Source organism: Rhodococcus sp. PSi06 (assembly GCF_054960675.1).
On sequence record NZ_JBHNYO010000009.1, the window covers coordinates 24,227 to 49,445 of the forward strand.

At 64.5% G+C, this 25,219-nt stretch carries 24 protein-coding genes; 10 read left to right on the forward strand and 14 right to left on the reverse strand.

Going from position 1 to position 25,219, the window contains the following annotated elements:
* Positions 1-90 precede the first annotated feature (90 nt).
* Together ACFI9K_RS13130 and ACFI9K_RS13135 are read left to right on the forward strand one after the other, a co-directional pair.
* Entirely contained in the window at positions 91-468 is a 378-nt protein-coding gene (locus tag ACFI9K_RS13130; protein WP_094680400.1) for an OB-fold nucleic acid binding domain-containing protein, read from the forward strand.
* Positions 469-580: 112 nt separating this feature from the next.
* Complete coding sequence (locus tag ACFI9K_RS13135; protein WP_462664059.1) at positions 581-1,234, forward strand: DUF3159 domain-containing protein; 654 nt, start codon at positions 581-583, stop codon at positions 1,232-1,234.
* On the opposite strand, the gene ACFI9K_RS13140 is transcribed toward ACFI9K_RS13135, so the two are convergent.
* Positions 1,208-1,867 (reverse strand): potassium channel family protein, encoded by a 660-nt coding sequence (locus ACFI9K_RS13140; protein ID WP_462663906.1) that lies wholly within the window; start codon positions 1,865-1,867, stop codon positions 1,208-1,210. The genes ACFI9K_RS13135 and ACFI9K_RS13140 overlap by 27 nt on opposite strands.
* A 49-nt stretch (positions 1,868-1,916) precedes the next feature.
* Positions 1,917-2,582, reverse strand: a complete 666-nt coding sequence (locus tag ACFI9K_RS13145; protein WP_462663907.1) for a potassium channel family protein — start codon at positions 2,580-2,582, stop codon at positions 1,917-1,919.
* 177 nt (positions 2,583-2,759) lie between these two features.
* Between ACFI9K_RS13145 and ACFI9K_RS13150 the strand changes: the two genes are divergently transcribed.
* Genes ACFI9K_RS13150 through ACFI9K_RS13160 form a run of 3 tightly spaced genes read left to right on the forward strand, consistent with a single transcriptional unit; the run spans position 2,760 to position 7,062 of the window.
* A complete protein-coding gene (locus ACFI9K_RS13150) occupies positions 2,760-4,757 on the forward strand; it encodes an APC family permease (protein ID WP_462663908.1) in 1,998 nt (665 codons plus the stop codon).
* Positions 4,754-6,025 (forward strand): class I SAM-dependent RNA methyltransferase, encoded by a 1,272-nt coding sequence (locus ACFI9K_RS13155; protein WP_462663909.1) that lies wholly within the window; start codon positions 4,754-4,756, stop codon positions 6,023-6,025. The genes ACFI9K_RS13150 and ACFI9K_RS13155 overlap by 4 nt, the downstream gene beginning before the upstream one ends.
* A 50-nt stretch (positions 6,026-6,075) precedes the next feature.
* A complete protein-coding gene (locus tag ACFI9K_RS13160) occupies positions 6,076-7,062 on the forward strand; it encodes an iron-siderophore ABC transporter substrate-binding protein (protein WP_462664060.1) in 987 nt (328 codons plus the stop codon).
* Positions 7,063-7,065: 3 nt separating this feature from the next.
* On the opposite strand, the gene ACFI9K_RS13165 is transcribed toward ACFI9K_RS13160, so the two are convergent.
* Positions 7,066-7,227: a hypothetical protein gene (locus ACFI9K_RS13165; RefSeq protein WP_462663910.1), complete on the reverse strand. Its 162-nt coding sequence runs from the start codon at positions 7,225-7,227 to the stop codon at positions 7,066-7,068.
* Positions 7,228-7,252: 25 nt separating this feature from the next.
* Between ACFI9K_RS13165 and ACFI9K_RS13170 the strand changes: the two genes are divergently transcribed.
* Complete coding sequence (locus ACFI9K_RS13170; RefSeq protein ID WP_462663911.1) at positions 7,253-7,774, forward strand: CGNR zinc finger domain-containing protein; 522 nt, start codon at positions 7,253-7,255, stop codon at positions 7,772-7,774.
* A gap of 49 nt (positions 7,775-7,823) precedes the next feature.
* Here ACFI9K_RS13170 and ACFI9K_RS13175 read toward each other — a convergent pair whose 3' ends face one another.
* A complete protein-coding gene (locus tag ACFI9K_RS13175) occupies positions 7,824-8,663 on the reverse strand; it encodes an ABC transporter permease (RefSeq protein ID WP_462663912.1) in 840 nt (279 codons plus the stop codon).
* Positions 8,660-9,694: an ATP-binding cassette domain-containing protein gene (locus ACFI9K_RS13180; RefSeq protein ID WP_462663913.1), complete on the reverse strand. Its 1,035-nt coding sequence runs from the start codon at positions 9,692-9,694 to the stop codon at positions 8,660-8,662. Before ACFI9K_RS13180 ends, ACFI9K_RS13175 begins: the two co-directional genes overlap by 4 nt.
* Positions 9,695-9,983: 289 nt before the next feature.
* On the opposite strand from ACFI9K_RS13180, the gene ACFI9K_RS13185 reads away from it, so the two are divergent.
* Both ACFI9K_RS13185 and ACFI9K_RS13190 read left to right on the forward strand, forming a co-directional pair.
* The gene (locus ACFI9K_RS13185) at positions 9,984-10,619 is read left to right on the forward strand and encodes a sigma-70 family RNA polymerase sigma factor (protein WP_462664061.1); all 636 of its coding nucleotides are present in this window, start codon (positions 9,984-9,986) and stop codon (positions 10,617-10,619) included.
* Entirely contained in the window at positions 10,616-11,374 is a 759-nt protein-coding gene (locus ACFI9K_RS13190; RefSeq protein ID WP_462663914.1) for an anti-sigma factor, read from the forward strand. The genes ACFI9K_RS13185 and ACFI9K_RS13190 overlap by 4 nt, the downstream gene beginning before the upstream one ends.
* 37 nt (positions 11,375-11,411) lie before the next feature.
* On the opposite strand, the gene glsA is transcribed toward ACFI9K_RS13190, so the two are convergent.
* Positions 11,412-13,238: a glutaminase A gene (glsA, locus tag ACFI9K_RS13195; protein WP_462663915.1), complete on the reverse strand. Its 1,827-nt coding sequence runs from the start codon at positions 13,236-13,238 to the stop codon at positions 11,412-11,414.
* 177 nt (positions 13,239-13,415) lie between these two features.
* On the opposite strand from glsA, the gene dxs reads away from it, so the two are divergent.
* Positions 13,416-15,296, forward strand: a complete 1,881-nt coding sequence (gene dxs / locus ACFI9K_RS13200) for a 1-deoxy-D-xylulose-5-phosphate synthase (protein ID WP_462663916.1) — start codon at positions 13,416-13,418, stop codon at positions 15,294-15,296.
* Positions 15,297-15,371: 75 nt separating this feature from the next.
* Here dxs and ACFI9K_RS13205 read toward each other — a convergent pair whose 3' ends face one another.
* Complete coding sequence (locus tag ACFI9K_RS13205) at positions 15,372-16,769, reverse strand: sugar porter family MFS transporter (RefSeq protein WP_462663917.1); 1,398 nt, start codon at positions 16,767-16,769, stop codon at positions 15,372-15,374.
* 135 nt (positions 16,770-16,904) lie between these two features.
* On the opposite strand from ACFI9K_RS13205, the gene ACFI9K_RS13210 reads away from it, so the two are divergent.
* The gene (locus ACFI9K_RS13210) at positions 16,905-17,564 is read left to right on the forward strand and encodes a DUF998 domain-containing protein (RefSeq protein ID WP_462663918.1); all 660 of its coding nucleotides are present in this window, start codon (positions 16,905-16,907) and stop codon (positions 17,562-17,564) included.
* Here ACFI9K_RS13210 and ACFI9K_RS13215 read toward each other — a convergent pair.
* The 7 genes from ACFI9K_RS13215 to ACFI9K_RS13245 form a co-directional block, all read right to left on the reverse strand.
* Entirely contained in the window at positions 17,546-18,295 is a 750-nt protein-coding gene (locus ACFI9K_RS13215) for an SDR family oxidoreductase (protein ID WP_462663919.1), read from the reverse strand. The two genes, ACFI9K_RS13210 and ACFI9K_RS13215, sit on opposite strands and share 19 nt — an antisense overlap.
* The gene (locus tag ACFI9K_RS13220; RefSeq protein ID WP_462663920.1) at positions 18,292-18,795 is read right to left on the reverse strand and encodes a flavodoxin family protein; all 504 of its coding nucleotides are present in this window, start codon (positions 18,793-18,795) and stop codon (positions 18,292-18,294) included. Before ACFI9K_RS13220 ends, ACFI9K_RS13215 begins: the two co-directional genes overlap by 4 nt.
* Before the next feature lie 39 nt (positions 18,796-18,834).
* On the reverse strand, positions 18,835-19,716 hold the full coding sequence (gene sigJ / locus ACFI9K_RS13225) for an RNA polymerase sigma factor SigJ (protein ID WP_462663921.1): 882 nt from the start codon (positions 19,714-19,716) through the stop codon (positions 18,835-18,837).
* Positions 19,717-19,828: 112 nt separating this feature from the next.
* Positions 19,829-21,934 (reverse strand): 3-hydroxyacyl-CoA dehydrogenase NAD-binding domain-containing protein, encoded by a 2,106-nt coding sequence (locus ACFI9K_RS13230; RefSeq protein WP_462663922.1) that lies wholly within the window; start codon positions 21,932-21,934, stop codon positions 19,829-19,831.
* A complete protein-coding gene (locus ACFI9K_RS13235; RefSeq protein WP_462663923.1) occupies positions 21,931-23,157 on the reverse strand; it encodes a thiolase family protein in 1,227 nt (408 codons plus the stop codon). The genes ACFI9K_RS13230 and ACFI9K_RS13235 overlap by 4 nt, the downstream gene beginning before the upstream one ends.
* Before the next feature lie 72 nt (positions 23,158-23,229).
* Positions 23,230-24,522 (reverse strand): ribonuclease D, encoded by a 1,293-nt coding sequence (locus tag ACFI9K_RS13240; RefSeq protein WP_204856508.1) that lies wholly within the window; start codon positions 24,520-24,522, stop codon positions 23,230-23,232.
* A gap of 40 nt (positions 24,523-24,562) precedes the next feature.
* A complete protein-coding gene (locus ACFI9K_RS13245; RefSeq protein ID WP_462663924.1) occupies positions 24,563-25,162 on the reverse strand; it encodes a DUF3000 domain-containing protein in 600 nt (199 codons plus the stop codon).
* Positions 25,163-25,219: the final 57 nt, after the last annotated feature.

Here is a 25,219-nt window from a genome sequence, read left to right on the forward strand (position 1 = left end):
TGACGAGGCAAACCCCCACGTCGCCGCATCGCTCTCAGGAGTGGAGCCTGCGGAACGATTCATCGACTACCGACACCGCTGGAGAGCACAATGGCACCCGCTGCCGCAGGATACTTTCGCCGGTTGACGCGAAAGTTGACCGAGGACATCGATCAGCTCGACGCCGAGGAGATGGCCGAATCCTCCGAAGCGTCCGGTGCTCGACGCGCATGTGACTGCTCGCGAGGCGAGGAAGTCACCATGCTGGGTCGGTTGCGCAGCGTGGAGGCGTGTTCGAAGGCCGCCAACGCGAACATTGAGGCAGAGTTCTTCGATGGCACCGATGCGGTGACGCTCGTGTGGATCGGCCGCCGGAAGATCGCCGGCATCGAGCCGGGCAAGACCGTTCTGGTACGCGGCCGGGTAGGCGAACGCGACGGACGCAAGATCGTCTACAACCCGTACTACGAACTGCGCGACGACAGCTGACCGCAGCCGATATGGCACTCTCGTTGTCGTGACCAACAGCGACGATGCCGTGCCGCCCCCCACGACGCCGGAACGTGCCGCCGATGCGCCGACGCCGGACGTCGCCGAGAAAGTGGCTCCTACTGTTCTGGAGCAGCTCGGAGGGTTGAGCGGCCTCGTCTATTCCACGTTGCCGGTCATCGTCTTCGTTCCGGCCAACAGCTACTTCGGTCTCGGCGTGGCCCTGTGGTCCGCGCTCGGTGTCGCCGCCGCGGTTCTGGTGTGGCGGCTGATTCAGCGCAGTCCAATTCAGCCCGCGATTTCGGGATTCTTCGGTGTCGGCATCTGCGCATTCATCGCCTATCGCACGGGTGATGCGAAGGGCTATTTCCTGTTCGGTATCTACACCTCGCTGGTGTACGGCGGGGCGTTCGTGCTGTCGGTGCTCGCCCGTTGGCCGCTGGTGGGTGTCATCTGGGGCTATCTGAACGGCAAGGGAACCGCGTGGCGTCACGACCGGTCGGCGGTGCGCTATTACGACGTCGCCACCATCGCTTGGGCATCGGTGTTCGCCGCCCGCTACATCGTTCAGTCGCAGCTCTACGACTCCGACCAGACCGGCTGGCTTGCCGTCGCGCGCATCGCGATGGGGTGGCCACTGACGGGAGTAGCACTGCTGGTGACGCTGTGGGCGGTTCGCCAGGCCGATCGCGCGCTGGACAGTGCATCGAGCGCGAACCGGACCGGCGACGCGTTGCCGTCAGACGAGGCCGACCGCAGCACGTAGTTCGTTCTCGACCTCTTTGGCCGCGACGAAAAGGAGTTCGTCGCCGCCCTCGAGCGGATCGTCGTGCTGGGGAACGATCACTCGACCGCCACGCAGAATCGTCACGAGCGCCGCGTCCCGGGGCAGTTGGAGCTTGCGGACGGGCTTGCCTGCCAGCGGGGTGTTCTCGGGCAGGGTGATCTCGACGAGATTGGCCTGGCCCTTGCGGAACGTCATCAGATGCACGAGGTCTCCGACCGAGACGGCCTCTTCTACCAGTGACGCAAGCATGCGCGGTGTCGATACGGCGACGTCGACACCCCAGGCGCTGTCGAACAGCCATTCGTTGCGTGGATCGTTGACTCGCGCCACCACACGATCGACGCCGAACTCGGTCTTGGCCAGCAGACTGAGCACCAGGTTGGCCTTGTCGTCGCCGGTGGCGGCGATCACGACGTCGTAATTCTCGAGATGGGCGGCTTCGAGCAAGCTCAGCTCGCATGCGTCGGCCAGTACCCATTCGGCTTCCGGTATCGCCGTCTTGTCGACGTGGTCCAGCTTGCGTTCGAGGAGCATCACGGTGTGCTCGCTGCGAATCAACTCGCGTGCGATAGATCTGCCGACTGCGCCGGCACCGGCGATGGCGACTCTCATGGCTTCCCGTTCGGGTCGATGGGGGAGGAGTGGTACGTGTGAGCAGACATCAGTCGTCCGAGGGCGGCGGATTGCCCGCCAGCGCGATGGCCTCGGCGACGGTGCCCGAGACGGCGGCGACGTACACCTCGTCGCCGGCCTGGATGACGGTGCGTTTGTCCGGTAGCAAGCCGACGCCGAATCGGATGACGAAGGCTGCCCGCGAACGCGTCGACTCTTCGAGAACCGAGAGCTTCTTGCCGATCCACCCGTCGTCGAAGTCGAGAAGAACGACGGCCACGCTGCCGGAAGGATCGCGCCACTTGGTGGTCGGATCGTCGCGCAGCAGGTTGTGCAGAAGACGGTCGGTCGCCCAGGGGACCGTGGCAACGGTGGGGATTCCGAGGCGCTCGTAGACAGCGGCGCGTTTGGCGTCGTAGATTCTCGCCACCACTTTGTCCACTCCGAAAGTCTCCCGTGCGACGCGCGCCGAAATGATGTTCGAGTTGTCGCCGGAGGACACCGCAGCGAAAGCCTCGGCCTTCTCGATTCCCGCGCTCACCAATACATCTCGGTCGAATCCCATGCCGACCACACGGTGTCCGCCGAAGCTCGGATCGAGGCGCAGAAAGGCAGACTCGTCGCGATCGATGATCGCTACCTCGTGGCCGATGCGTTCGAGCGCCCCGGCCAGCGATGCGCCGACGCGGCCACACCCCATCACAACTACGTACAACGCCCAGCTCCGTCCCGATCTCGATTGTCGACCACGCAGGATCGACACTGCCACGCCGTGCAGGCGTGCACCAACGTATCGGGGATTCGTCGCTGGATCGACCGGGGGTGGGCTCGGCACGTCACTTTCGGGCGCGTGGTTGAGACGGCCGCAGGCGGACGGCCTACGCTTCTGTCCGTGTCCAAGGTCTCGACTGCCGCCAAGCGGCTAGTGCTCGGTAAGCCGTTCCGAAGCGACAAGCTCGGTCACACGTTGCTTCCCAAGCGAATCGCATTGCCGGTGTTCGCCTCCGACGCCATGTCGTCGGTGGCCTATGCCCCCGAAGAGATCTTTCTGGTGTTGTCCGTCGCAGGTATCTCGGCAATTGCCTTCACGCCGTGGATCGGTCTCGCGGTCTGTGTGGTGATGGCCGTCGTCGTGGCCAGCTATCGGCAGAACGTGCACGCGTATCCATCGGGCGGCGGCGACTACGAGGTCGCGACCACCAACCTCGGTCCCGCGGCCGGATTGACGGTCGGCAGCGCGCTGTTGGTGGATTACGTGCTGACCGTGGCGGTGTCGATCTCGGCGGCCGCGTCGAACATCGGGTCGGCCGTCCCGTTCGTGGCCCAGCACAAGGTGCTGTTCGCGGTGGTGGCCATCGTCTTGGTCACCTCTGTCAATCTTCGCGGCATCCGGGAGTCCGGTACGGCGTTCGCGATCCCGACGTACGCCTTCATGGGCGGCATGGTGCTGATGTTGGGCTGGGGCCTGTTCCGGGTCTACGTACTCGGCGACGACATCCATGCGGAGTCGGCGGCCTTCGATCTGAAGGCCGAGGACTCGCACCTGTACGGCATCGCGTTCGCATTTCTCGTCGCTCGGGCGTTCTCGTCCGGATGTGCGGCGCTGACCGGAGTCGAAGCCATCAGCAACGGTGTGCCCGCGTTCGAGAAGCCGAAGTCTCGTAACGCGGCAACAACGCTGCTGCTGCTCGGTGCGATCGGAATCACGCTGTTGATGGGCATCATCGTGCTCGCGCAGAAGATCGGTATCAAATACGCCATGGACCCCGACTACCAGTTGGTCGGAGCACCGGAGGGCTACCAACAGAAGACGCTCATCGCGCAGCTGGCGGAGGCAGTCTTCAGCGGATTCCCCATCGGGTTCTTCTTCATCACCACCGTCACGGCCCTCATCCTTGTTCTCGCGGCCAACACCGCGTTCAACGGCTTCCCGGTACTCGGTTCGGTGCTGGCGCAGGATCGCTATCTCCCGCGGCAGCTCCACACCCGCGGAGACCGCCTCGCGTTCAGCAACGGAATCCTCTTCCTGTCCGGTGCCGCCATCGTCTTCGTCGTCGTGTTCGGCGCGGAAGTCACCAAGCTCATCCAGCTGTACATCGTGGGTGTGTTCGTCTCGTTCACACTCAGCCAGACCGGCATGGTTCGGCACTGGACTCGGTTGTTGTCCACCGAGACCGACCGTGATCAGCGTCGTCGGATGCACCGGTCGCGCGTGGTCAACGGCGTCGGTCTCGGTATGACCGGGACGGTGCTCGTGATCGTGTTGATCACGAAGTTTGCTGCAGGTGCATGGATCGCGATCGTCGCCATGGTGGCGATCTTCGTGCTGATGCGCATGATCCGGAAGCACTACGACACCGTGGCGCGCGAGCTCGAGGACGTGGAGTGGGACGGAGTTCTGCCCAGCCGCACACACTCGATCGTGCTGGTGTCGAAGCTGCACATGCCGACGTTGCGCGCGCTGGCCTACGCCCGAGCGACCCGACCCGACAACCTCGAGGCGGTGACCGTCAACGTCGACGAAGCCGATACCCGCGCGCTGGTGCGCGAATGGGAGGCCAGCGACGTATCGGTACCGCTCAAGGTCGTCGAATCGCCCTACCGCGAGGTGACCAAACCGGTCCTCGATTACGTCAAGCGCGTTCGACGCGACTCGCCCCGCGACGTCGTCACCGTCTTCATTCCCGAATACGTCGTCGGGCACTGGTGGGAGCAGGTTCTGCACAACCAGAGCGCGCTGCGTCTGAAGTCTCGACTGCTGTTCCAGCCTGGAGTGATGGTCACCAGCGTGCCCTGGCAGCTGCGTTCTTCCGAGAAGGCCAAACGTGAGGTGCTCGGCAATGCACCGGGGGCGTCTCGTCGAGGCTACGAGCCCCCGGCGGGTAAGTGACCGAGAGCTGGTTCGGCCTGCTGCTCGAGGTCGAACTGGGCGCACCGGGGCACGGGGGATTCTGCGTGGCTCGCCACGACGGCCGGGTGATGTTCGTTCGTCACGGTCTGCCAGGAGAGCGAGTGGTTGCCCGGGTGACCGAGGACCGAGGCGGATCGTTCTGTCGAGCCGATGCCGTGGAGATCCTGTCTGCGTCCGCGGACCGGGTGGATGCGCGCTGCCCCATCGCCGGACCGGGCGGTTCCGGATGCTGCGATTACTCCCATGCCACTACCGACGCAGGCCGTCGACTGAAGGCCTCGGTCGTGGCCGAGCAATTACGGCGCGTTGCCGGGGTCGAGCGTGAAATACGCGTCGAGGAACTGCCGGGAACCGGTGACGGCACCGGGTGGCGGACCCGTGTGCGACTGGCCGTCGATTCAGGCGGCCGGCCCGGCTATCACCGGTATCGCAGTAGCTCGATAGTCAACGAATTGTCTTGCCCTCAAATGGATCCGGTCGCTTTCGACGGACTGTCGGATCAGCAGTGGCGGCCGGGTGCCGAACTGCAGGTAGTGCTCGACGGCGACGGTGCACGTCACGTCGTGGAGATCGCTCCGGCTCAGCTCTCGACCACCGGGCGCAGATCGTCCGGACGCCGCGGGGCATCGGCGCGCCGGGCAGCGTCGTCTCGGTCGCGACCGGAGAAGGCGGTGATCGGATCGGGGCGGGTGACGGAATACGTCTCGGACCGGGCCTGGACACTCGACGCCACCGGTTTCTGGCAAGCCCACCGGGGAGCCGCCCAGGTCTACACGGACGTGGTCACGGACTGGGCCGGCGCGTCGCCGGGTGACGGTGCGTGGGATCTGTACGGCGGTGTCGGGGTGTTCGCAGCGGCGCTCGCCGCCGAGGTCGGGCCGGAGGGATCTGTGACGAGCGTCGAGTTCTCCCGCCGAGCGGCCGAGGACGGGCGCTCCGCTCTGGCGGACCTCACTCAGGTCTCGTTCGTTCCGGGACGTGTGGAGCGCTCGATGGATACGTTGACGGACCCGGTGGCGGTGGCGGTGCTCGATCCACCTCGCGCGGGTGCCGGCCGCGACGTGATCGACGCCCTGGCCGCCCGAGGCCCACGTTCGGTGGTGCACGTCGGCTGCGATCCGGCGTCGTTCGCGCGAGATGTGAGTCTCTACCGTGCCGCGGGGTACGAGCTCGCCGACCTCCGCGCTTTCGACGCCTTCCCCCTCACCAGTCACGTGGAGTGCATCGGACACCTGGTGCGTAAGTAGGGTTGGCTTACCAAAGGGTGAGCCGGTGTCGTACCGTCGTCGGTGTGAGAATGCGCAACGCGATCGTCGTCGGCCTTGTCCTCGCTGTGTCCTTGACTGCTGTCGTGTCGTGCAGTTCGGACGCGAACGAGACGTCCGAACCGACCGCAGAGTCGGCCGAGTCGGGAGCCTTCCCCGCCACCGTGCAGACCAAGTTCGGCGCGGTGACCATCGACAGTGCTCCGAAGCGCGTCGTGGCGCTCGGGTGGGGCGACGCCGAAACTGCACTTGCACTGGGAGTCTCGCCGATCGGGGCCAGCGATTGGCTGGCGTTCGGCGGCGACGGCGTCGGGCCGTGGGCCGACGGTCTCTACGATGCGCCGCCGCAGGTCATCGGTACCCAGGAGCCGTCCTACGAGCAGGTAGCCGCGCTGGCACCGGACCTGATCCTCGATACCAAGAGCTCGGGTGACGCGGACAGATATGCCACCTTGTCGGCCATCGCACCCACCCTCGGCGTACCCGAGGGATCGGACAATTATCTGACGTCTCTCGAACAGCAGGTCACCATGGTGTCGACCGCTCTCGGACGACCCGCAGACGGTGACGCGCTACTGGCCGGGATCTCCGATCGATTCGCCGCCGCCGCCGCTGCCCATCCCGAATTCGCCGGCAGAACGGTCGTCGTCGGTGCCTACAGCGGCACCGGATTCGGGGCGTACATCTCGTCCAACAGTCGGCTCGAGTTCATGAAGAAGCTCGGGTTCGTCACGAGCCCGACCATCGATGCGCTCGAGCCGAAGGGGTTTTCGGTTCCGGTGTCGGGGGAGGAGCTCGATCTTCTCGACGCCGACCTACTCGTGGTGTTTCCGATCGAGAAATCGCCGTCGGAGGTGACCGACAATCCCTTGTTCCAACGGATTCCCGCGGTTGCGGATGGACGTTCCATCGTGTTCGACGACCCGGTGATCGCCAAGTCGTACTCGACCAACTCGGCACTGTCGATCGGTTATGCCCTCGACACGGTGGTGCCTCGGGTGGCGCGCACTCTGGAGTGACGGTCAGGCATTTCGGGCCACCTCGGCGACCGGTGCAAAGCTCTCGATAGGTACCGACACGATGCGTTGAGCACCGCACGAGCAGCCCTGGTAAGCGACGAGCCCCTCGCTCGTGTGATGGGTGGAGTGGGTGGTCCAGGCATGTGCTGTGTGTTCCGTGTGCATGTCCCCACTGTGCTGTAATGGTCTTATGCACATCAACCCTTACGGCGAGTATGCGGTAAAACTCGGCATCGATCTGCTCAATTCGCCGCCCACATCGGCGACCGAACTGGGCGAACGGTGCGTCGACGCGGGTCTCGTACCCGATTGGACGGCAACCGACGCCGATCTGGTCGACACTCTCGACTTCCTGAGGCGGTGGGCGCGTGTCGTGGACGCAGATACGGAGTCCGGCCGGGCCGAGGCGCTCAACGTCCTACTGGCGCAAGCGTCGGCCTACCCGAGGTTGACCGACCATGCGGGAGACGGGTGGCACATGCACTACCGCGATCCCAACATTGCCCTCGGCGGCGTGATCCGGGCTTTGGTGAGTGTCGGCACCGCGTTGCATCTGACGGGCCGCGGCATGTCTCGCCTCGCTCGCTGCGCCGCGGCCGACTGCTCACGCGCCTTCGCCGACACGTCCCGAACGGGCACGCAGCGATACTGCGGAACGGTGTGTTCCAATCGTGACGCTGTGCGCAGGCATCGGGCCCGATCGGCGTCCTGACCGGCCGAAGTGTCTCTGGGTTGCACTGTGGCCGTGCAGAACTGCGGCGCTAGGACTTCCGGTTGTACAGCCGCATCGTGATCGGTCCGAACACCGCCAGCAGAACAGCGCACAGCGCCAGCGTCACTCCCAGTTGACCCGTGTCGACATCGCCCTGCATCAGGCCGCGCAGAGACGTCACCAAGAAGCTGACCGGGTTGACGTCGACGAAGGCACGAAGCCAACCGGGCATGGTGTTGGGATCGACGAAGATGTTGCTGGCGAACGTCAGTGGGAACAGGATGAACATCGACACGCCCATCACCGCAGCCTCGGTCCGCACGATCATGGCGATCATCGTCCAAATCCAGGACAGGCAGAACGAGAACACCAACAGAAGCGCAATCGACGCGACGACGCCGACGAGACCGCCCTGAGGTCTGAACCCGAGGACCAGTCCCAGGATCAGCACGATCACCGACGCGAGTGTGTACCGAACGACATCCCCGAGTAGCGCACCGACCAGCGGCGACGGACGCCAGATGGGCAACGAGCGGAAACGGTCGAACACACCCTTCTCGATGTCCTTGTTCATCGTGACGCCGGTGTACATCGTGATCATCACCACGGTCTGCACCAGGATGCCGGGAAGCAAGAACTGGATGTACGCGTCGGTCGACCCGGCGAGCGCGCCGCCGAACAGGTACGTGAACAGCAGCGTGAACATGATCGGGAACGCCGTCACGTCGAACAATTGCTCGGGCACGTGCTTGATCTTGAGCAGTGCCCGCCAACCGAAGCTCAACGACGTGGACAGCGACGAGGGCGGCGCGGGACGAGGCCCGGCAGCGCCGAGCACATCGATGATGGTCGCCGCGCGCGGCGTCGACTGTTGGGCTTCGTCAGTCATGACGCGGCCTCTCGTTCGGATTCGGTTGCGGAACGGGCAGAGCGGGCCGTTTCAGCAGACTCCACTCCCGCCCTTCGGGTCGTTCCCGCAGGCTCCACTCCCGCCTCGTGCCCGGTGAGCGCAAGAAACACCTCGTCCAAGCTCGGTTGGCCGAGAGTGAAGGACGCGATCGGAATACCCGCTGTCTCGAGTGCGGGGAGCACGGGCGCAGCCTGTGTCGGGCTTTCGAGGCGCGCCGTGACGGTCGAGGGATCCGAATCCTCGGTGACGGTGTCGCCGAGCAGATCCCGCAGAATCAGTGCAGCCGTGGATCGGTGTGCGACGTCGAGGACCCGGAGGTGCAGTGAGTTCGAGCCCACCGACGCTTTCAACTCGCCCGTCGTTCCTTCGGCAATGACCTTGCCGCGGTCGATCACCGCGACACGCCCGGCCAATTGATCGGCTTCGTCGAGATACTGGGTCGTCAGGAGCACTGTCGTCCCGCCCGCCACCAGTGCCCGGATGATTTCCCATACGTGGTTTCGGCTGCGTGGATCGAGTCCGGTGGTGGGTTCGTCCAGAAAGATCAACTCGGGAGTGACGATGATGCTGGCGGCGATATCGATTCGTCTGCGCATGCCGCCGGAGTAGGTCTTGACCTGGCGGGGCCCCGCGTCGGCGATATCGAACGCGGTCAGCAACTGCTCCGCCCGCGACCTCGCGGCGGGCCGCGAGTACCCGAGCAGCCTTCCCAGCAGAACCAGATTCTCGGTACCGGTCAAATCCTCGTCCAGAGAGGCGAATTGACCTGTGAGAGCGACTTTTCGGCGGACGGCCTCGGGTTCGCTGGCCACGTCGTGCCCCAACACGCGCGCGCTGCCCCCGTCGATCGGGAGCAGGGTGGCCAGCATCCGGATCGTCGTGGTCTTGCCTGCACCGTTCGGCCCGAGGACTCCGTAGACCCCACCGGATGGGATGGACAGATCGACGCCGTCCACGGCTGTGTTCGCCCCGAATCGTTTGATGAGACCGAGTGTTTCGATGGCCGCCATGTTTATCGATCCTCCTGTGGGCCTATCGCCCGATTACCCACGATTGTCCGATTCTCCACCAAGGATGAAGCGCGGTCCAGCCCGTCGCAAACGAATTATCGAACCGGAACCATCCTCCCGGCGGTTTGTTCCGAATATGTACCGCGGCGGGAAAACGCGGAGGTTTCGATATGAGAGCACTATGACCACTAGTGTCGTGTTCGATGAACTCGATCATGAACCCGTCTGTTGGGACGACCTTTCGATGAGCGCGCCGTTGTCCGGATCTTCGGATGCCGGCCGTGACCCGATGCCCGACGCTGCCGAGGGATACGCAGAAGAGGGCGCGATCTGCGCCGTCCCCAGTCCGCAATTGAAGAATTTGCGGGCCGAGGAGACCGATCGGCTACGTCGGCTCATGGCGTCCGTTGCGCAAGGTGATCGAGCAGCTTTCGCCGATCTCTACGACGCCACGTCGGCACGTGTCTACGGCATGGTGCTGCGCGTGCTTCGCGACCCGGGATACAGCGAGGAGACGGCGCAGGAGGTATTCCTCCAGATCTGGCGCGCGGCACCGAACTACGACCCGAACCAGGGGAGTCCGCTCGCCTGGATCATGACGCTGGCTCACCGCCGGGCCGTGGATCGAGTGCGCAGTGAGCAGTCGGGGACCGACCGCGAGGCGGCGTACGGCGCCGTCAGTCACACCCCCGAACACGACGAGGTGCTCGAGACGGTGACGCAGAGGCTCGAGTCGGAGGCCGTGGTGGCCTGTCTCGAAACTCTGACCGATACGCAGAGCGAGTCGGTACGAATGGCTTATTACAGCGGGTACACCTATCGCGAAGTTGCGGAGCGGCTCGGGGTCGCCGTTCCTACCATCAAATCGCGCATACGAGACGGATTGATCAAATTGAAGACATGTTTGGGGGTGGTCCCGCAATGAGCGAATCGTCACGGCAAAGACTGATCGAGAACGCGGAGATCTACGCCCTCCACGCGATCACCGAAGCAGAACGACGCGACATCGAGACCGAACGGATGCGCGTCGACGACACCGCGCGTGCTCAGTTCGACATCCTCGTCGGCGAGATTCACGAAACCCTGGCGTTGGCTGCAGCGGTCGACGCCACGCCTGCCCCCGACCGAGTGCGCCGGGCGGTACTCGACCGGATCGCCTCGAGCGACCAGGAGCCGACGGTGCGGAAGCTACCGCCGAATGTAACTCCGCTGCACCGACATCGGCGCGAGCGCTCCAAGTCCTGGCGCTATTCGATGGTGTCGGCGGCGGCTGCAGTGGCCGTCGCGGTCGGCGGTGTCGTGGTTGTCACCCAGACGATGGGCAACGATGCCCAGCCGTCTCAGGCCGACCAGATCGTGGCGGCACCGGATGCTCGCCAGACCTCGGCGGACTTCCCCGGCGGCGGTTCGGCGACGGTGTCGTACTCGCTGTCCCAGAACGCAGTCGTGGTCTCGCTCGACGGCGTTCCCGAGCCGCCGTCCGGCAAGGTCTATCAGATGTGGTTCGTCGAGGGATCCCCTCGTTCGGCAGGTGTCGTGACCGATGATCAGCTCACCTCGGAGGAGGGAACAGTGGTCGACGGTCTCGGGGCATCGACGAACTTCGCCTTCTCACTCGAGCCCGCCGGCGGGTCGCCGCAACCCACCGAGGTGCTCACGATGCTGACGCTGGGTGCCTGACACATTCACATTCGCTCGGGTGGTTCGACTTTCGGTGTCAGATGCCGATGTCGAACCGCCCGAGCGTTCTGATCACTGCCGCCATCTGGCCGTACGCACCGGTGGCCAGGTTTTCCAGTAGAGCAAGCTTGACCTCGGGTGCGTCCCGGGTCAGCGCCTCGAAGTGAGGTACCGACACCACCACGAGGTCCACCGGTGTGTCTGCCACCATGTCGAGCAGGAACGGCACTTCCATCAGCAGTGGCATCTCGCCGAAACTCATTCCCGGCGACAGAGTGGTGATCCGATGCGTACCGCCGTCGGCCGACACGGTCGTCGACGTCACCTCTCCGCGCAGCATCAGGAACAACCCTGCCGCCGCGTCACCCTGATGAACGATGACGTCGCCGCGGGCGTAGTGCCGTTTCTCCAGATACCGGCTCACGGCCTCGTATTGGAGAGTCGACAACCCGGCGAGCAACGGGTGCTCGGCCGGTGTGATCTCGGTGGGCTGGCGCAGACCTGCGCAGTATTGGTCGAGCAAAAGGTTCTCGGCCCACTGAATGGCAGACCCCAGGCTCGAATAGACCCGGCCCGCCGGGTCGGCCGGGTCGAGACTCGACGTCGTGTGTCCCATGATCGCTCGGGGATCCACCAGACACACCACGCAGCCGTGTTCGGCCAGGTCCCGACGAAGGTCCTCGAACATGGTGCGTGCAATGGCACTGACCTCGTCGACCCCGCGGACGTCGATCACGAGGGCGTCGAGTTCGCGATCCAGATCTCCGATTTCCCGGACTGCGGTCTCCGCGCCGGAGAAGAGTAGGTCGCCGTGCAGTTCGTACACTCGCGCGCGGTCTCCCACCGCGGCCAGGGTGGCCTGCTCGACGTCGGAGCGCCTCTTGCGCGACGGTGCCTCGGTGAGTATGTAGCGACGCCGGATCGAGGATTTCGCCGCTCGGGTGACATGGAGGAAGTGCAGTTCGAGGCGGTTGGAGAGTTCCCGGCAGGCAGCGACCCCGCGCACGCTGTTTCCGTGAGGGTCGAGCCGCGGCGAGTAGACGGCGATTCCCATCTGTCCCGGCAGTACCGCGAGAATCCCTCCACCGACTCCGCTCTTGGCCGGCATGCCGACCTGCGCTACCCAATCGCCTGCGCCGTCGTACATCCCACAGGTCGTCATCACCGACAGCACCCGTTCGACCAGAGCAGGTGCCAGAGCACGTTCTCGCGTGCGCGGATTGACGCCGTTGTTGGCCATGGTTGCGGCCATCATCGCGAGGTCCGCGGCCGTGACGTCTATCGAGCACTGGCGGAAATAGAGGTCGACTGCCGCCTCCGGGTCGTGCTCGATGATGTCGAACGAACGGAGCATGTACCCGATCGCGCGATTGCGATTTCCGGTGCGCGCCTCGGAACGGTAGACGGCGTCGTTGAAGGTGAGGGACCTCCCTGCATACCGGGAGTAAGAGGTGCGAATCCGCTCGAAACGATCCTCCGGAGAACGTCCGGCGATGAGGGAGGCAGAGGTGATCGCACCCGCATTGATCATGGGGTTACGCGGTCGTTCGGTGACGGGGTCGAGGCTGATCTCGTTGAACGGCTCGCCGGACGGCTCGATGTCGATCTTGTCGGCGACGGCGTCGAGTCCGCGATCGGCCAGCGCCAGCGCATAGGTGAACGGCTTGGAAATCGATTGGATCGTGAAGGGGAGGCGAGTGTCGCCTACTTCGTAGACGTAACCGTCGGTGGTCGTCAGGGCTATCCCGAAGCCGTCCGGCGTGACGGCGGCGAGCTCGGGGATGTAATCCGCCACCGCACCGGTCGTGTCGTCTTTGCACAATTGGTGAACTCGGCAGAGGATGGCATCGACGACGTTGCTCATGGTCGTCACTGTATGTGGTGTCCCGTATATCACTGTCGAGGTTAGGGGCGGCTGATCTGGGGCACCTCGGTGTTCGGCGGTAGTGTCACCGACACCACGCTGGGCGGAGCAGCGCGGGGACAGCGACTCCGTAGACTGAATTGTCCAGTGTTTTTTCGGCCGGAGGGAGCGATCTCGTTGGGTGTCCTAGCGCGAATTCAGACGCCCGAGGACTTGCGTGGCCTCGGTAGTGCGGAGCTGGCCGAGCTGGCTCGCGAGATCCGCGCATTCTTGGTGGAGAAGGTGTCCGCCACGGGTGGGCACCTCGGGCCCAATCTGGGCGTGGTGGAGATGACGTTGGCCATCCACCGAATCTTCGACTCGCCGCGCGATCCCATCATCTTCGACACCGGTCACCAGGCCTACGTCCACAAGATGTTGACCGGTCGTACCGGTTTGTTCGACACCCTGCGCAAGCAGGGCGGCCTCTCGGGCTATCCGTCTCGTACCGAGAGTGAACACGACTGGGTGGAGTCCTCGCACGCGTCGGCTTCCCTGTCCTACGCAGACGGCTTGGCCAAGGCATTCGCCCTCAAGGGCGAGTCCGATCGGCACGTCGTCGCCGTCGTCGGCGACGGTGCGCTCACCGGCGGTATGTGTTGGGAAGCACTCAACAACATCGCCGCCGGCCGCGACCGCTCCCTGGTCATCGTCGTGAACGACAACGGCCGCTCGTACGCCCCGACCATCGGCGGACTCGCCGATCATCTGGCAGCGCTGAGGCTGCAGCCGGAGTACGAGAAGATTCTGGACAACGGCCGCCGCATCGTGCGCAAGGTGCCCGTCGTCGGGCCGACCGCGTACCGGATGTTGCACGGCATGAAGGCCGGGGTGAAGGACGCGCTCAGTCCCCAGGTGATGTTCACCGATTTGGGCATCAAGTACATGGGGCCGGTCGACGGCCACGATCAGCACGCCATGGAATCGGCACTGCGTCGAGCCAAGGCATACGGCGGGCCGGTCATCGTGCACGCGGTGACGCGCAAGGGCATGGGTTATGTCCACGCCGAAAACGACGTTGCCGATCAGATGCACGCCACCGGAGTCATCGATCCGGCGACCGGACTGGCTCGATCGAAGTCGGCACCGGATTGGACCTCGGTGTTCTCGGCGGCGCTCATCGAGCAGGGCGAACAGAACGACGACGTCGTTGCGATCACTGCGGCGATGGCGGCACCCACCGGACTCGCCGCGTTCGGTGTCCGATTCCCCGATCGCTTGTTCGACGTCGGTATTGCCGAGCAGCATGCAATGACATCGGCCGCCGGGCTCGCACTCGGTGGGATGCATCCGGTGGTCGCCATCTACTCGACTTTCCTCAACCGTGCGTTCGATCAGTTGCTGATGGATGTGGCATTGCTCGGACTACCGGTCACCGTGGTTCTGGACCGCGCGGGTGTCACCGGTGCCGACGGTGCCAGTCACAACGGCATGTGGGACATGTCTCTGCTCGGCATAATCCCCGGCATGAAAGTGGCCGCGCCGAGAGATGCCGAGACCCTCCGAGAAGAGCTGGCCGAGGCAATCGCGACGTCCGACGGACCCACGGCCCTGAGGTTCCCGAAAGGTGCAGTGACCGAGACCGTTTCGGCCGTGCGACGACTCGACGGTGTCGTCGACGTGTTGACCGAGCCTTCCGATGCGACAGGTGACGTGCTGATCGTCGCGGTCGGCGTGTTCGGCTCTCTCGCCCTCGACGCAGCGGCCAAACTTCGACACGACGGAATCTCGGTGGCCGTCGTGGACCCGCGCTGGGTCCTTCCCGTTCCACAGTCGTTGCTGAAGCTGGCCGAGGACTATCGAATGGTGGTCACGGTGGAGGACAGTGGTCTGCACGGCGGTATCGGCTCTGCTGTGTCGGCGGCTCTGCGAGGAGCGGGCGTCGACACACCGTGCCGGGATCTCGGTGTGCCGCAACGTTTTCTGGACCACGCGTCGCGTGATCAGATTCACCACGAGCTCGGTCTGACGTGCGAGGACATCGTGCAGCGGGTGTCGGACTGGGTCAAGAGTCTCTGACCTCTCGGCACTCGCCGTGTCGAAGGGCAGCGGCCCTCCTCGCTCCGCAGACCTGCTAGGACGAACCTGGGCAGGTCAGATCACCATGTCCTCGAGCTCCATTCCCTTGGTCTCCCTGATCTTGTACTTGACGAAGAAGAACGACAGGATTGCAAAGAACGCGAAGAACGAATAGATGAATCCGAGTCCGATAGTGTCGGACAGCGGCGGGAATGCCAGGGTGATAGCGAAATTGGCAACCCAGTTGGCCGCCGTACTGATACCGAGTGCAACGGCGCGCATTCGGTTGGGGAACATTTCGCCGAGCATCACCCACATGATCGGTCCCCAGGTAGCGGCGAAGAAGACGACGAACAAGTTGGCACCGACCAGCGCGACCGGGCCCCACGGCGACGGCAGTTCCAGTTGATCGCCGCTGCCCACCGCCTGAGTGAACGAGACGGCCGCGAGTACGAGGCCGACGAACATTCCGATCGAGCCGATCATGAGTAGATTGCGACGGCCGAATCGATCGACGAAAAGGATTGCCACGAACGTCATCGACACATTGATGACGGAGGTGATGACCGAGGTGACGAACGACTGATTCTCGCTGAACCCCACGGACTTCCACAGCGTCGTCGAGTAGTAGAAGATGGCGTTGATTCCGACGAGCTGTTGCAGGATCGCCATCGTGATGCCGACCCAGACAATGGGTTGCAAGCCGAACGCGGGTCCGCGAATATCGCCGAACGACGACTTCGACTCGCGCCGCAGGGTCAGACGAATTTCCTTGACCCGCTCGTCCGGGTTCACTTCTCCGGAGATCTCACCGAGAATGCGTGCCGCTTCCTCGTCGAGATGTTTGCCGACGAGGTATCGGGGTGACTCGGGAATGAGCGTGGCGAGAAACCCGTAGACGAGAGCGGGTGCCACGCCGACCAAGAACATCCATCGCCAGGCTTCGAGACCGAACCACAGATCGTTCGACGGCCCGCCTGCCGCATTTTGCAACACTGCGTCCGAGAGCAGAGCGGCGAAGATGCCGACGGTGATCGCCAGCTGTTGCAACGATGCCAATCCACCGCGATAGCGAGCCGGAGCAATCTCCGAAATGTAGGCGGGTGCGATCACCGACGCGATGCCGATGCCCAGTCCACCGAGCACTCGCCACAGCATCAGATCCGGCACGCTGAAAGCGAACCCGGAGCCGACGGACGAAATGGTGAACAATGCGGAGCCGAGCAACATCACCTTCTTGCGGCCCCAGCTGTCCGCCAGGCGGCCTGCGAACCAGGCGCCTACCGCACAGCCGAGAAGTGCAATGGCCACCGCGAAGCCGGTGACGAACGACGACAGGGCGAAGTTCTCCTCGATGGAGTCCACCGCACCGTTCACCACGGAGGAATCGAATCCGAAGAGAAAGCCGCCGACTGCTGCGGCGATGGTGACTCCGATGACCTTCGCGGTGTGCCGATCGGTCGGTTGCGTCATGGCATGAACCAGCTTTCGGGGTTGACCAGCGTCCGTGGTGATCGATCGCCATCATCGTCCTCGCAGCGTCCGGCTGTGTGTGGAATCGGTCGAAAGCGCAGTTCGCGATGGGGCATGTCCGGGAGAATGGGCGATATGTCCGACACCGGCGAGTTGTCGATCCCGAACCGTATCGGTTGGGCCCTTCTCGCGATTCAACCGGTATACGTGGTCCTGGAAGTCGTACTGGCCTTCACACCGACCAGCCCGTACAGCCTGATCGACAACACGATCAGCGATCTCGGGGTTACTACCTGCACCGATATCGACTACCCGTTCGGACCTGTCGCGGTCTGCTCTCCGCTGCACGCGTGGATGAACGGCGCATTCGTCGTGTTCGGTCTTGCGCTCGTGGTGGGGCCGGTTCTGTCGCGGCGAACCTGGCCGCAGCGAAGGAGCTCGACACTGACTCGGTGGCTCTTCGTCGTCGGTGGGCTCGGCTCGATCGGCACGGGACTGGTGCCCCTCGACGTCGACCTCGAATTGCATGTGTTGGTGTCGACGCCGTCCTTCGTTGCGTTGCCGATTGCCCTGTTGTTCGCAGCCAGGGCATTCGGTACGCCTCGGTGGATTCCGGTCAGTGCAGCGATCCTGGGCATTGCGACCGTCGCGGCATCCATTGCGTTTTTCGTCACCGCGAACAGCAGCGACTACGGGGGTCTGTGGGAACGGGCAGCACTGTGGCCGGTGTTCGTGTGGATGGGGGTGGTCGGGGTGGCTGCCCTGCGCCCGATCGGTCAGCGTGGTTTCGCGTGATCCAACCACTGATCGAACGTCTGCCGACCGTGATCCGAATCGTTCGCGTTGATCAGCGTTCCGTCTCGCATTGCCCGGCCGTATGCGCCCGGTACCGGTAGTTCGAGCACCAGACCTCGCGCACCGGCAGCACGGGCGTAGCGCCGCACCATCTGGGCCATACGTTCTTCACGTGGTCCACCGAGGTCTGCCACTCGGCCCGCCGGCGAGTGTTCCGCCAGATCGATCAGCCGTTCGGCAACCTCGCGGGCAGCGATCGGTTGCGAGACCATCTTCGGGATCACGCTGACCGGACCGAACGACATCTGAGCGCGAATCTGGCCGGCGAATTCGTGGAATTGCGTGGCTCGAAGAATCGTCCACGGCACTGTCCCGGCTCGAATGATGCCTTCCTGCTTCACCTTTCCGGCGTAATATGCGTGCGGGGCCTTGTCTATTCCCACAATCGACAGGGCCAGATGATGGCCGATTCCAGCCTCGATCTCGGCCGCCAACAAGTTGTGGGTGACGGCGGAGAAGAACGCTGTCGACTCCTTCGCCGAGACGGTCTGCGTCGACGAGACATCGACGACGGCGTCGACCCCGGCGATGGCGTCGGCCAGTCCGTTGCCGCTCATGAGATCCACGCCCGCCGATCGCGAGAGCACGACGACCTCGTGCCCACGCATACGTGCTACTTCGACGACATGCGTTCCGACGGTTCCTGTTCCACCTGCTACGGCCAGCTTCATTGAATATCCCCGATCGAAGTCGGGCTCGCCTGCGTCGTTCTCAAATTCTCGGCGAACAGTCGAGCGCGTCGCACATCGGCATCGTTCGGACGGCTTTGTCGGATTCCGCCGAAGAGAGCGAAGGGAAAGAAGGTGTCTTTGGCTCGGCACGAGAATGTATCCGAAATGTCGAAGCCTTTGCTGTGCAACGACTTCGTGAGGGAACGGGAGAATCGATGCAGCGAAGATTCGGCGAATCCGCTGGTTGCCAGAACGAATGCCCTGTGGTGGTCCACGTTCGGCAAGGACGCCACGAACGACAGTAACTGGGGGTGGTGCTTGCCCAAGTAGATGCCCGATCCGAATCCGACCAGGTCGTATTCCGCGATGCGGGCGGGGTCTGTCTGGTCCGGTGTTCTGACCTCGGCACCGAGACCATCGGCGATGGCCTCGGCAATTCTCCAGGTGTTGTGGTGCGGACCGGATACGCACACGATCACGCTCTTGGATTTCGGCTTCATGATCTATTGACGACGCAGCCCGCGTAAATGTCTGTGTGTTCAGTCCCAGTGCCGAAGCTTGTCCGGGTTCAGCACGATCCATACGTTCGCCACGACGCCGCCCGCGACACGGAAACCGACAACGGCGAAGACGGTACCGGCGCGCCGAAAGACGATCCCGGACGATCCGTTCACCGGCTCTATCGACCCGTCGAGTTCGGTGGACTTCGCGGTGATTCCGCGGATGAATCGTGCCACCCGGTCGGAGCCGAGAATCGGATTGCGTGCGGCGGTGATCTTTCCGCCGCCGTCGCTGATCAGCGAAACCTCAGGCGCGAGAACGGCGGTCAGTTCCGCGAGAGTCCCGCTGCTCGACACCGCCGCGAACGCACGCACGAGTCGGTCGTGTTCCGCCGGGTCGCTGTCGTGAGCGCGCGGATCCCGAACGCGCTTGCGCGCGGCGGATGCAAGTTGCCGACAAGCGGCGGGAGAGCGATCCAGGGTGACTGCGATCTCGTCGAACGGCAACCCGAACACATCGTGCAACACGAAGGCCACTCGTTCGGCCGGACCGAGGGAGTCCATCACTATCAGCAGAGCCAAGCTCACCGAATCGTTTCGAGCAACTCGATCGGCGGGGTCGGCAGACGTCAGCGATGTGTCTCGGTCGGGCACGGGTTCGGGCAGCCATTGACCGACATACTGTTCACGACGTACGCGCGCAGAACCGAGCACATCCAGGCAGATGCGACTGACGACACGGGTCATCCACGCCAGGGGGATGTAGATCACGGCGCGCTCGGTGTCGCTGAGCCGATACCACCGTACGAATGCTTCCTGGACTGCGTCCTCGGCCTCGCTGTACGAGCCCAACATGCGATAGCCGACTCGAATCAGGTGATCCCGGTCGGCGGCTGCGTCATGTTCTGTACGGGTGGTCATCGGGTTCGAAACTAGACGACCCTGCGACAGTGGGACCAGTCGCTGTCGAGTTCGAGGTTATGGACGAAAATGCGATGAAATTCGTCCATAACCTCGAACTCGGCGGGCAGAGCTAGACGCTGGCTACACCCGGCGCGAGGAAACGCTGACCGGTTGCGGCCTCGGACGCGCCGCTGCGATCCAGGTACGGAGTGATACCGCCGTTCCAGAATCCGAAGCCGCCGCCGAGGAGCAAGCAGAGATCGATGTCCTGGGCCGCTGCGACGACACCTTCGTCGAGCATGATCTTGATCTCGTCGGCAAAGGCATTGCGGGTCCGCTCGAGAACCTGCTCGGCCGTCGACGGCGAGTCACCCTGCGGCCACAGTGCTGCCACCTCGGGATCGACGACCTGGCCCTCGGGTCCGTAGGTCCACACGCCGGGCTTCTTCGCCTCGACGAGTGCACGGAACCCGGCGGAGTCCTTGAACCGCTCCGGGTACGCCTCGGCGAGGGTTTCGGCCGTGTGCAGAGCAACCGCCGGTCCGACGAGGGCAAGCAAGGTCAGAGGGCTCATCGGCATGCCGAGTTCGCCCACTGCGCCGTCCGCCACATCGAACGGGGTGCCCTCGTCGATTGCGCTGATGATCTCGTTCGACGCGCGAGTGACCAGCCGGTTGAAGACGAAGCCGGGCAGATCGGCCGACAGGACGGCCGACTTCTTCAGCGTCTTCGCGGTAGCAAATGCCGTTGCGAGAGTGGCGTCGTCGGTCTTCTCGCCCTTGACGACCTCGAGCAGTGGAAGAACCGCGACGGGGTTGAAGAAGTGGAAGCCGACGACCCGCTCGGGGTGCTTCAGGTCCGCAGCCATCTTCGTGATCGACAACGAGGAGGTGTTGGTCGCGAGAATGGTGTCGGCGGAGACGAATTCCTCGACCTCGGCGAACACCTTCTTCTTGACGTCCAGGTTCTCGAACACGGCCTCGATGACGAAGTCGGTGTTCGCGAAGGCGGACTTGTCGATCGAGCCGGACACCAACGCCTTCAGCCGATTCGCGGCATCGGGGGACAGACGCTTCTTGCCGAGCAGCTTGTCGATTTCACCGTGTACGTAGCCGACGCCCTTGTCGATGCGCTCCTGATCGATGTCGGTGAGAATCACCGGCACCTTCAGCTGGCGGACGAACAGCAGCGCCAGTTGGCTGGCCATCAGGCCGGCACCGACGATGCCGACGCCGGAGATCTTGCGGGCGAGGGACTTGTCCGGCGCACCGGCGGGACGCTTCGCACGCTTCTGCACCAGATCGAAGGCGTACAGGCCGGCCCGCAATTCGTCCTTGACCAACAGGGTCGACAGTGCGTCGTCCTCGGCCGCGAAAGCCGTGTCGAGAGAAGCGGAATCGGTGATGTCGGTGTTTTTCGCCAGCTCGAGCAGATCCACGGCGGCGACCGGGCCCGGCGCGAAATTACCGGTCTTGCCTGCCACGATGCCCCGCGCACGCGCGATGGCGTCGTCCCAGGCCTGCCCGCGATCGATCTCGGGACGGGCCGGGGTGATCTCACCCTTGATGACCTGAGCTGCCCAGGCCAGTGACTGCTCGAGGAAGTCGGCACCGCCGAAGAGGGCGTCGGCTATACCGAGGTCGAGTGCCTGCTGCGGCTTGAGGACGCGGTTCTGGTTCAGCGCGTTCTCGATGACGACGGTGACTGCGTTCGATGCTCCGATGATGTTGGGCAGCAACTGCGTTCCGCCCCATCCGGGGACCAGGCCGAGGAACGCCTCGGGTAGGCCGAGCGCGGCCGCGTTCTCGGCAACCGTGCGGTAGTGCGAGTGCAATCCCACTTCGAGGCCGCCGCCGAGAGCGGCACCGTTGATGAAGGCGAACGTCGGAATTGTCGACTCGCGCAGGCGCCGGAAGACCTTGTGGCCGAGCTGCCCGATCTGGAGTGCCTCGTCCTTGGTCTTGATGTTCGGCACACCGTTGAGGTCTGCACCGACGGCGAAGATGAACGGCTTGCCGGTGACGGCGACGGCCACCGGGTTCGCAGCGAATGCCTCGTCGAGGGCGGCGTCGAACTTGGCGAGGCCGCCGGGACCGAATGTCGACGGCTTGGTGTGGTCGAACCCGTTGTCGAGGGTCACCAGTGCAATGGAGCCGTCGAGCCCTGGTACGGACACGATCTTGGTGAACGCGTTCGTGACTACCTCGTCTTCGAACGCGGTGGTGATGTCGCTCATTTGGCTGCTCCCGAGTAGTCAGCGTGATTGGGGTTCTCCCAGATGACGGTTCCGCCCATGCCGAGTCCGATGCACATGGTCGTCAGGCCGTACCGGACATCGGGTTGCTGGGCGAACTGCCGGCTGAGCTGCGTCATAAGGCGAACGCCCGAGGATGCGAGGGGGTGGCCGCACGCGATGGCCCCGCCCCACTGGTTCACGCGGGGGTCGTCGTCGGCGATGCCGTAGTGCTCGAGGAAGGCGAGAACCTGAATGGCGAAGGCCTCGTTGATCTCGAACAGGCCGATGTCCTCGATGCTCAATCCGGTTCGGCCGAGCAGCTTTTCGGTTGCGGGAACCGGACCGATACCCATGACGGCGGGATCGACGCCGGCGAAGCTGAAGCCGACCATCCGCATGCCGATGTTCAGGCCGAGCTCGTGTGCTGTGTCCTCACCGGCGAGGATCGCGGCGGTGGCACCGTCGTTGAGTCCGGCGGCGTTGCCTGCGGTGACGCGGCCTGCGGGGCGGAACGGCGTCTTGAGGTTGGCGAGGTCCGAGATGGTGGTGCCGGGACGGGGTGGCTCGTCCTCGGTGGCCAGGCCCCATCCTGCTGCGGATTTAGTGGCCACGGGTACGAGAGTGTCGGCGATGTAGCCGGCCTTCTTGGCCGCGTCGTACTTGTTCTGGCTGGCCACGGCGTAGGCGTCGGTGCGGTCCTTGGTGATGCTCGGAAACCGGTCGTGCAGGTTCTCGGCAGTGTTGCCCATCACCAGTGCACTGGGATCGACGAGCTTGTCGGCGAGGAAGCGCGGGTTGGGGTCGACGCCCTCACCCATCGGGTGGCGGCCCATGTGCTCGACGCCGCCGGCGATGACGACGTCGTACTGGCCGAAGCCGATGCCCGATCCGGTGGTGGTCACCGAGGTCATCGCGCCCGCGCACATGCGGTCGATAGCGAATCCCGGGACGCTGCGGGGGAGTCCGGCCAGCAGAGCGGAGGTGCGGCCGATGGTCAGGCCCTGATCGCCGGTCTGCGTGGTCGCGGCGATCGCGACCTCGTCGATGCGCTCGGGAGGAAGGTTGGGGTTCTTACGGAGCAGTTCGCGGATTGCTTTGACGACGAGGTCGTCTGCGCGAGTGTCGGCGTACATGCCCTTGGGGCCTGCCTTGCCGAACGGGGTGCGGATGCCGTCGACGAAGACAACATTCCTCTGTGAGCTGGTGGACGCGGGTACAGACACGCTTTTCGATCCTCCCGACAGATGCGGACGACTCGCCCGGGTACCCGGACGTGCCACCCACTGTAGCGGGTATTACTCGTCGGTAACTTGGGAAGGGTGCAGTGCCTTCGCCAGAACCGGCACCACCAGCGAGCGTTGCCATGGACGAGCCCCACCCTCGGTCAGCCGGGCGTCGATCATCTCGGCCGGATCGAGACCGTCGTCGGGAGTTCGCCAATCCCACACGAGTCGTCGCAGCAGATCCGGCATCAACAAGTTTTCGACCGGGACCGATACCGATTCGCTCAGTTCGGTCATCGCAGCTCGCACGTCGGCGAGCCGGGCCGCCGCGTCCGGATCGCGACGGGCCCATCGATTGACCGGTGGTGGACCGTCGAAAGACGCTGCCATGGATGGCAATTCGGAAGTCGGCAACACTCGCGCGCGGGTCAGTGCCGAGGCCCACAGCCGTGACGACCGACGTTGGCGAGGACCGCCGAACACCGGTAGTTGCTCGAGCTCGCGTGAGGTCTTCGGATCGGCGGTCGCGGCAGCCACGATCGCGGAGTCCGGCAGGACCCGGCTCGGTGCCACGTCCCGTTTGGCTGCCAATTCGTCTCGCGTGGTCCACAGTTCACGGACTGCGGCGAGGGTGCGGGGAGATTTGATCGCATGTATCCCCGACGTTCGACGCCACCGGTCGGTCTTGGGTTTGGGTGGGCCGAGGGAGAGAATGTGGGCGAATTCCTGTGCTGCCCAGTCGGTTTTGCCTTGGGCTTCCAATTCGACGGCCATCGCATCACGCAGCTCGAGCAGGACCTCGACGTCGAGGGCCGCGTAGTTGAGCCAAGTGTCGGGTAGAGGCCGGGTGGACCAGTCGGCTGCGCCGTGCCCCTTCTGCAGGGCCAGGCCGAGGGTTCTCTCGACGATTGCGCCGAGCCCGACGCGGTCGAAACCGGCCAGGCGGCCGGCCAGTTCGGTGTCGTAGAGCGTCGCGGGGACCAACCCGAGTTCGGCCAGCCCCGGTAGGTCCTGATCGGCGGAGTGCAGCACCCATTCGAGTGGATTGATGACCTCGGCCAGCGGAGCGAGATCTCCGGCGACCGGGATGGGGTCGAGCAGCACGGTCCCGGCACCGCGGCGGCGAAATTGCAGAAGATACGCGCGCTGGGAGTACCGAAAGCCCGACGCACGTTCGGCGTCGACCGCGAGTGGCCCGTGACCCGCGGCGAGGAGCCTCGCAGCCGCCACGACGGCGTCCGGTGTGTCCACGACGTCGGGCACGCCGTCGGCAGGGGCGAGCAACGGAACGGCTACCGGCTCGTCGACCTGCTCGTCCGACGTGGAGTCGTCCGACGTGGTGTCGGGGGAAGTCTCGGCTGACATGGACAGTGACTCTAGGCCCTACGGTCGGTGGGTCCGGCGACTATGTCCGGCTGGAACTGCGCTGACCGAGGGTGGTGATCCCCGCGGGCGGCAGCCCGGCCGCGTACGCGAGTACCTCGCAGAAGGCTTCGACGTGCGTCGAGAGGTCCTCGGACGTCGCCGTCCATGAGGCGCGAAGTTCGAGCTGATGGGCCTTGGGGGGACCGGCGATGTCGCCGTAACGCACCGAACTGGTCGAGGTGACGGTGCCGCCGAGTGCGTTGAGCGGTTCGGCCCGGGATTCCAGTGCGTCGACCAGCCAACTCCAGCCGACCTCGGGAAGCATGGGATCCTCGGCCAGGGATTCGTCGACGTCCGCCTGAATGTAGGCGACCAGCCGAAGCGTCCCGTTCCAGGCTTCTGCACCGTCGGGGTCGTACAACAGAATCAAGCGGCCGAATGCGTCGCCGTCGCTCTGTTCGTCGACCTGCTCGGAGTCCGCGTGTTTGACTTCGGCCCCGATCGCGTAGCTGTACGGGGCGAGTCGCTGTGGCGGCCGGATGGGACCGATTTCTATCGCCGGGTGGACCTGGGCCCGATGCATCGCGTCGATGGCGGCGCGGAAAGGCGCAGGTTCGGCGGTGGATTCGGGTTCGGTCACGTGATCGGACGTTAGACGCGTCACGTTGCGCTGCGGCGGAGGCGCGCCGAGCCGTGA

Excerpts from the sequence above, each read along its gene's own strand:
- ACFI9K_RS13185 (WP_462664061.1), top strand. The coding sequence starts at position 9,984 with ATGCCCGACGCTGCCGAGGGATACGCAGAAGAGGGCGCGATCTGCGCC.
- ACFI9K_RS13215 (WP_462663919.1), bottom strand. The coding sequence starts at position 18,295 with ATGAAGCTGGCCGTAGCAGGTGGAACAGGAACCGTCGGAACGCATGTC.
- ACFI9K_RS13175 (WP_462663912.1), bottom strand. The coding sequence starts at position 8,663 with ATGACTGACGAAGCCCAACAGTCGACGCCGCGCGCGGCGACCATCATC.
- ACFI9K_RS13170 (WP_462663911.1), top strand. The coding sequence starts at position 7,253 with ATGCACATCAACCCTTACGGCGAGTATGCGGTAAAACTCGGCATCGAT.
- sigJ (WP_462663921.1), bottom strand. The coding sequence starts at position 19,716 with ATGACCACCCGTACAGAACATGACGCAGCCGCCGACCGGGATCACCTG.
- glsA (WP_462663915.1), bottom strand. The coding sequence starts at position 13,238 with ATGAGCAACGTCGTCGATGCCATCCTCTGCCGAGTTCACCAATTGTGC.
- ACFI9K_RS13160 (WP_462664060.1), top strand. The coding sequence starts at position 6,076 with ATGCGCAACGCGATCGTCGTCGGCCTTGTCCTCGCTGTGTCCTTGACT.
- ACFI9K_RS13190 (WP_462663914.1), top strand. The coding sequence starts at position 10,616 with ATGAGCGAATCGTCACGGCAAAGACTGATCGAGAACGCGGAGATCTAC.
- ACFI9K_RS13220 (WP_462663920.1), bottom strand. The coding sequence starts at position 18,795 with ATGAAGCCGAAATCCAAGAGCGTGATCGTGTGCGTATCCGGTCCGCAC.
- ACFI9K_RS13130 (WP_094680400.1), top strand. The coding sequence starts at position 91 with ATGGCACCCGCTGCCGCAGGATACTTTCGCCGGTTGACGCGAAAGTTG.
- ACFI9K_RS13180 (WP_462663913.1), bottom strand. The coding sequence starts at position 9,694 with ATGGCGGCCATCGAAACACTCGGTCTCATCAAACGATTCGGGGCGAAC.
- ACFI9K_RS13210 (WP_462663918.1), top strand. The coding sequence starts at position 16,905 with ATGTCCGACACCGGCGAGTTGTCGATCCCGAACCGTATCGGTTGGGCC.
- ACFI9K_RS13205 (WP_462663917.1), bottom strand. The coding sequence starts at position 16,769 with ATGACGCAACCGACCGATCGGCACACCGCGAAGGTCATCGGAGTCACC.
- ACFI9K_RS13240 (WP_204856508.1), bottom strand. The coding sequence starts at position 24,522 with ATGTCAGCCGAGACTTCCCCCGACACCACGTCGGACGACTCCACGTCG.
- ACFI9K_RS13165 (WP_462663910.1), bottom strand. The coding sequence starts at position 7,227 with ATGCACACGGAACACACAGCACATGCCTGGACCACCCACTCCACCCAT.
- ACFI9K_RS13230 (WP_462663922.1), bottom strand. The coding sequence starts at position 21,934 with ATGAGCGACATCACCACCGCGTTCGAAGACGAGGTAGTCACGAACGCG.
- ACFI9K_RS13140 (WP_462663906.1), bottom strand. The coding sequence starts at position 1,867 with ATGAGAGTCGCCATCGCCGGTGCCGGCGCAGTCGGCAGATCTATCGCA.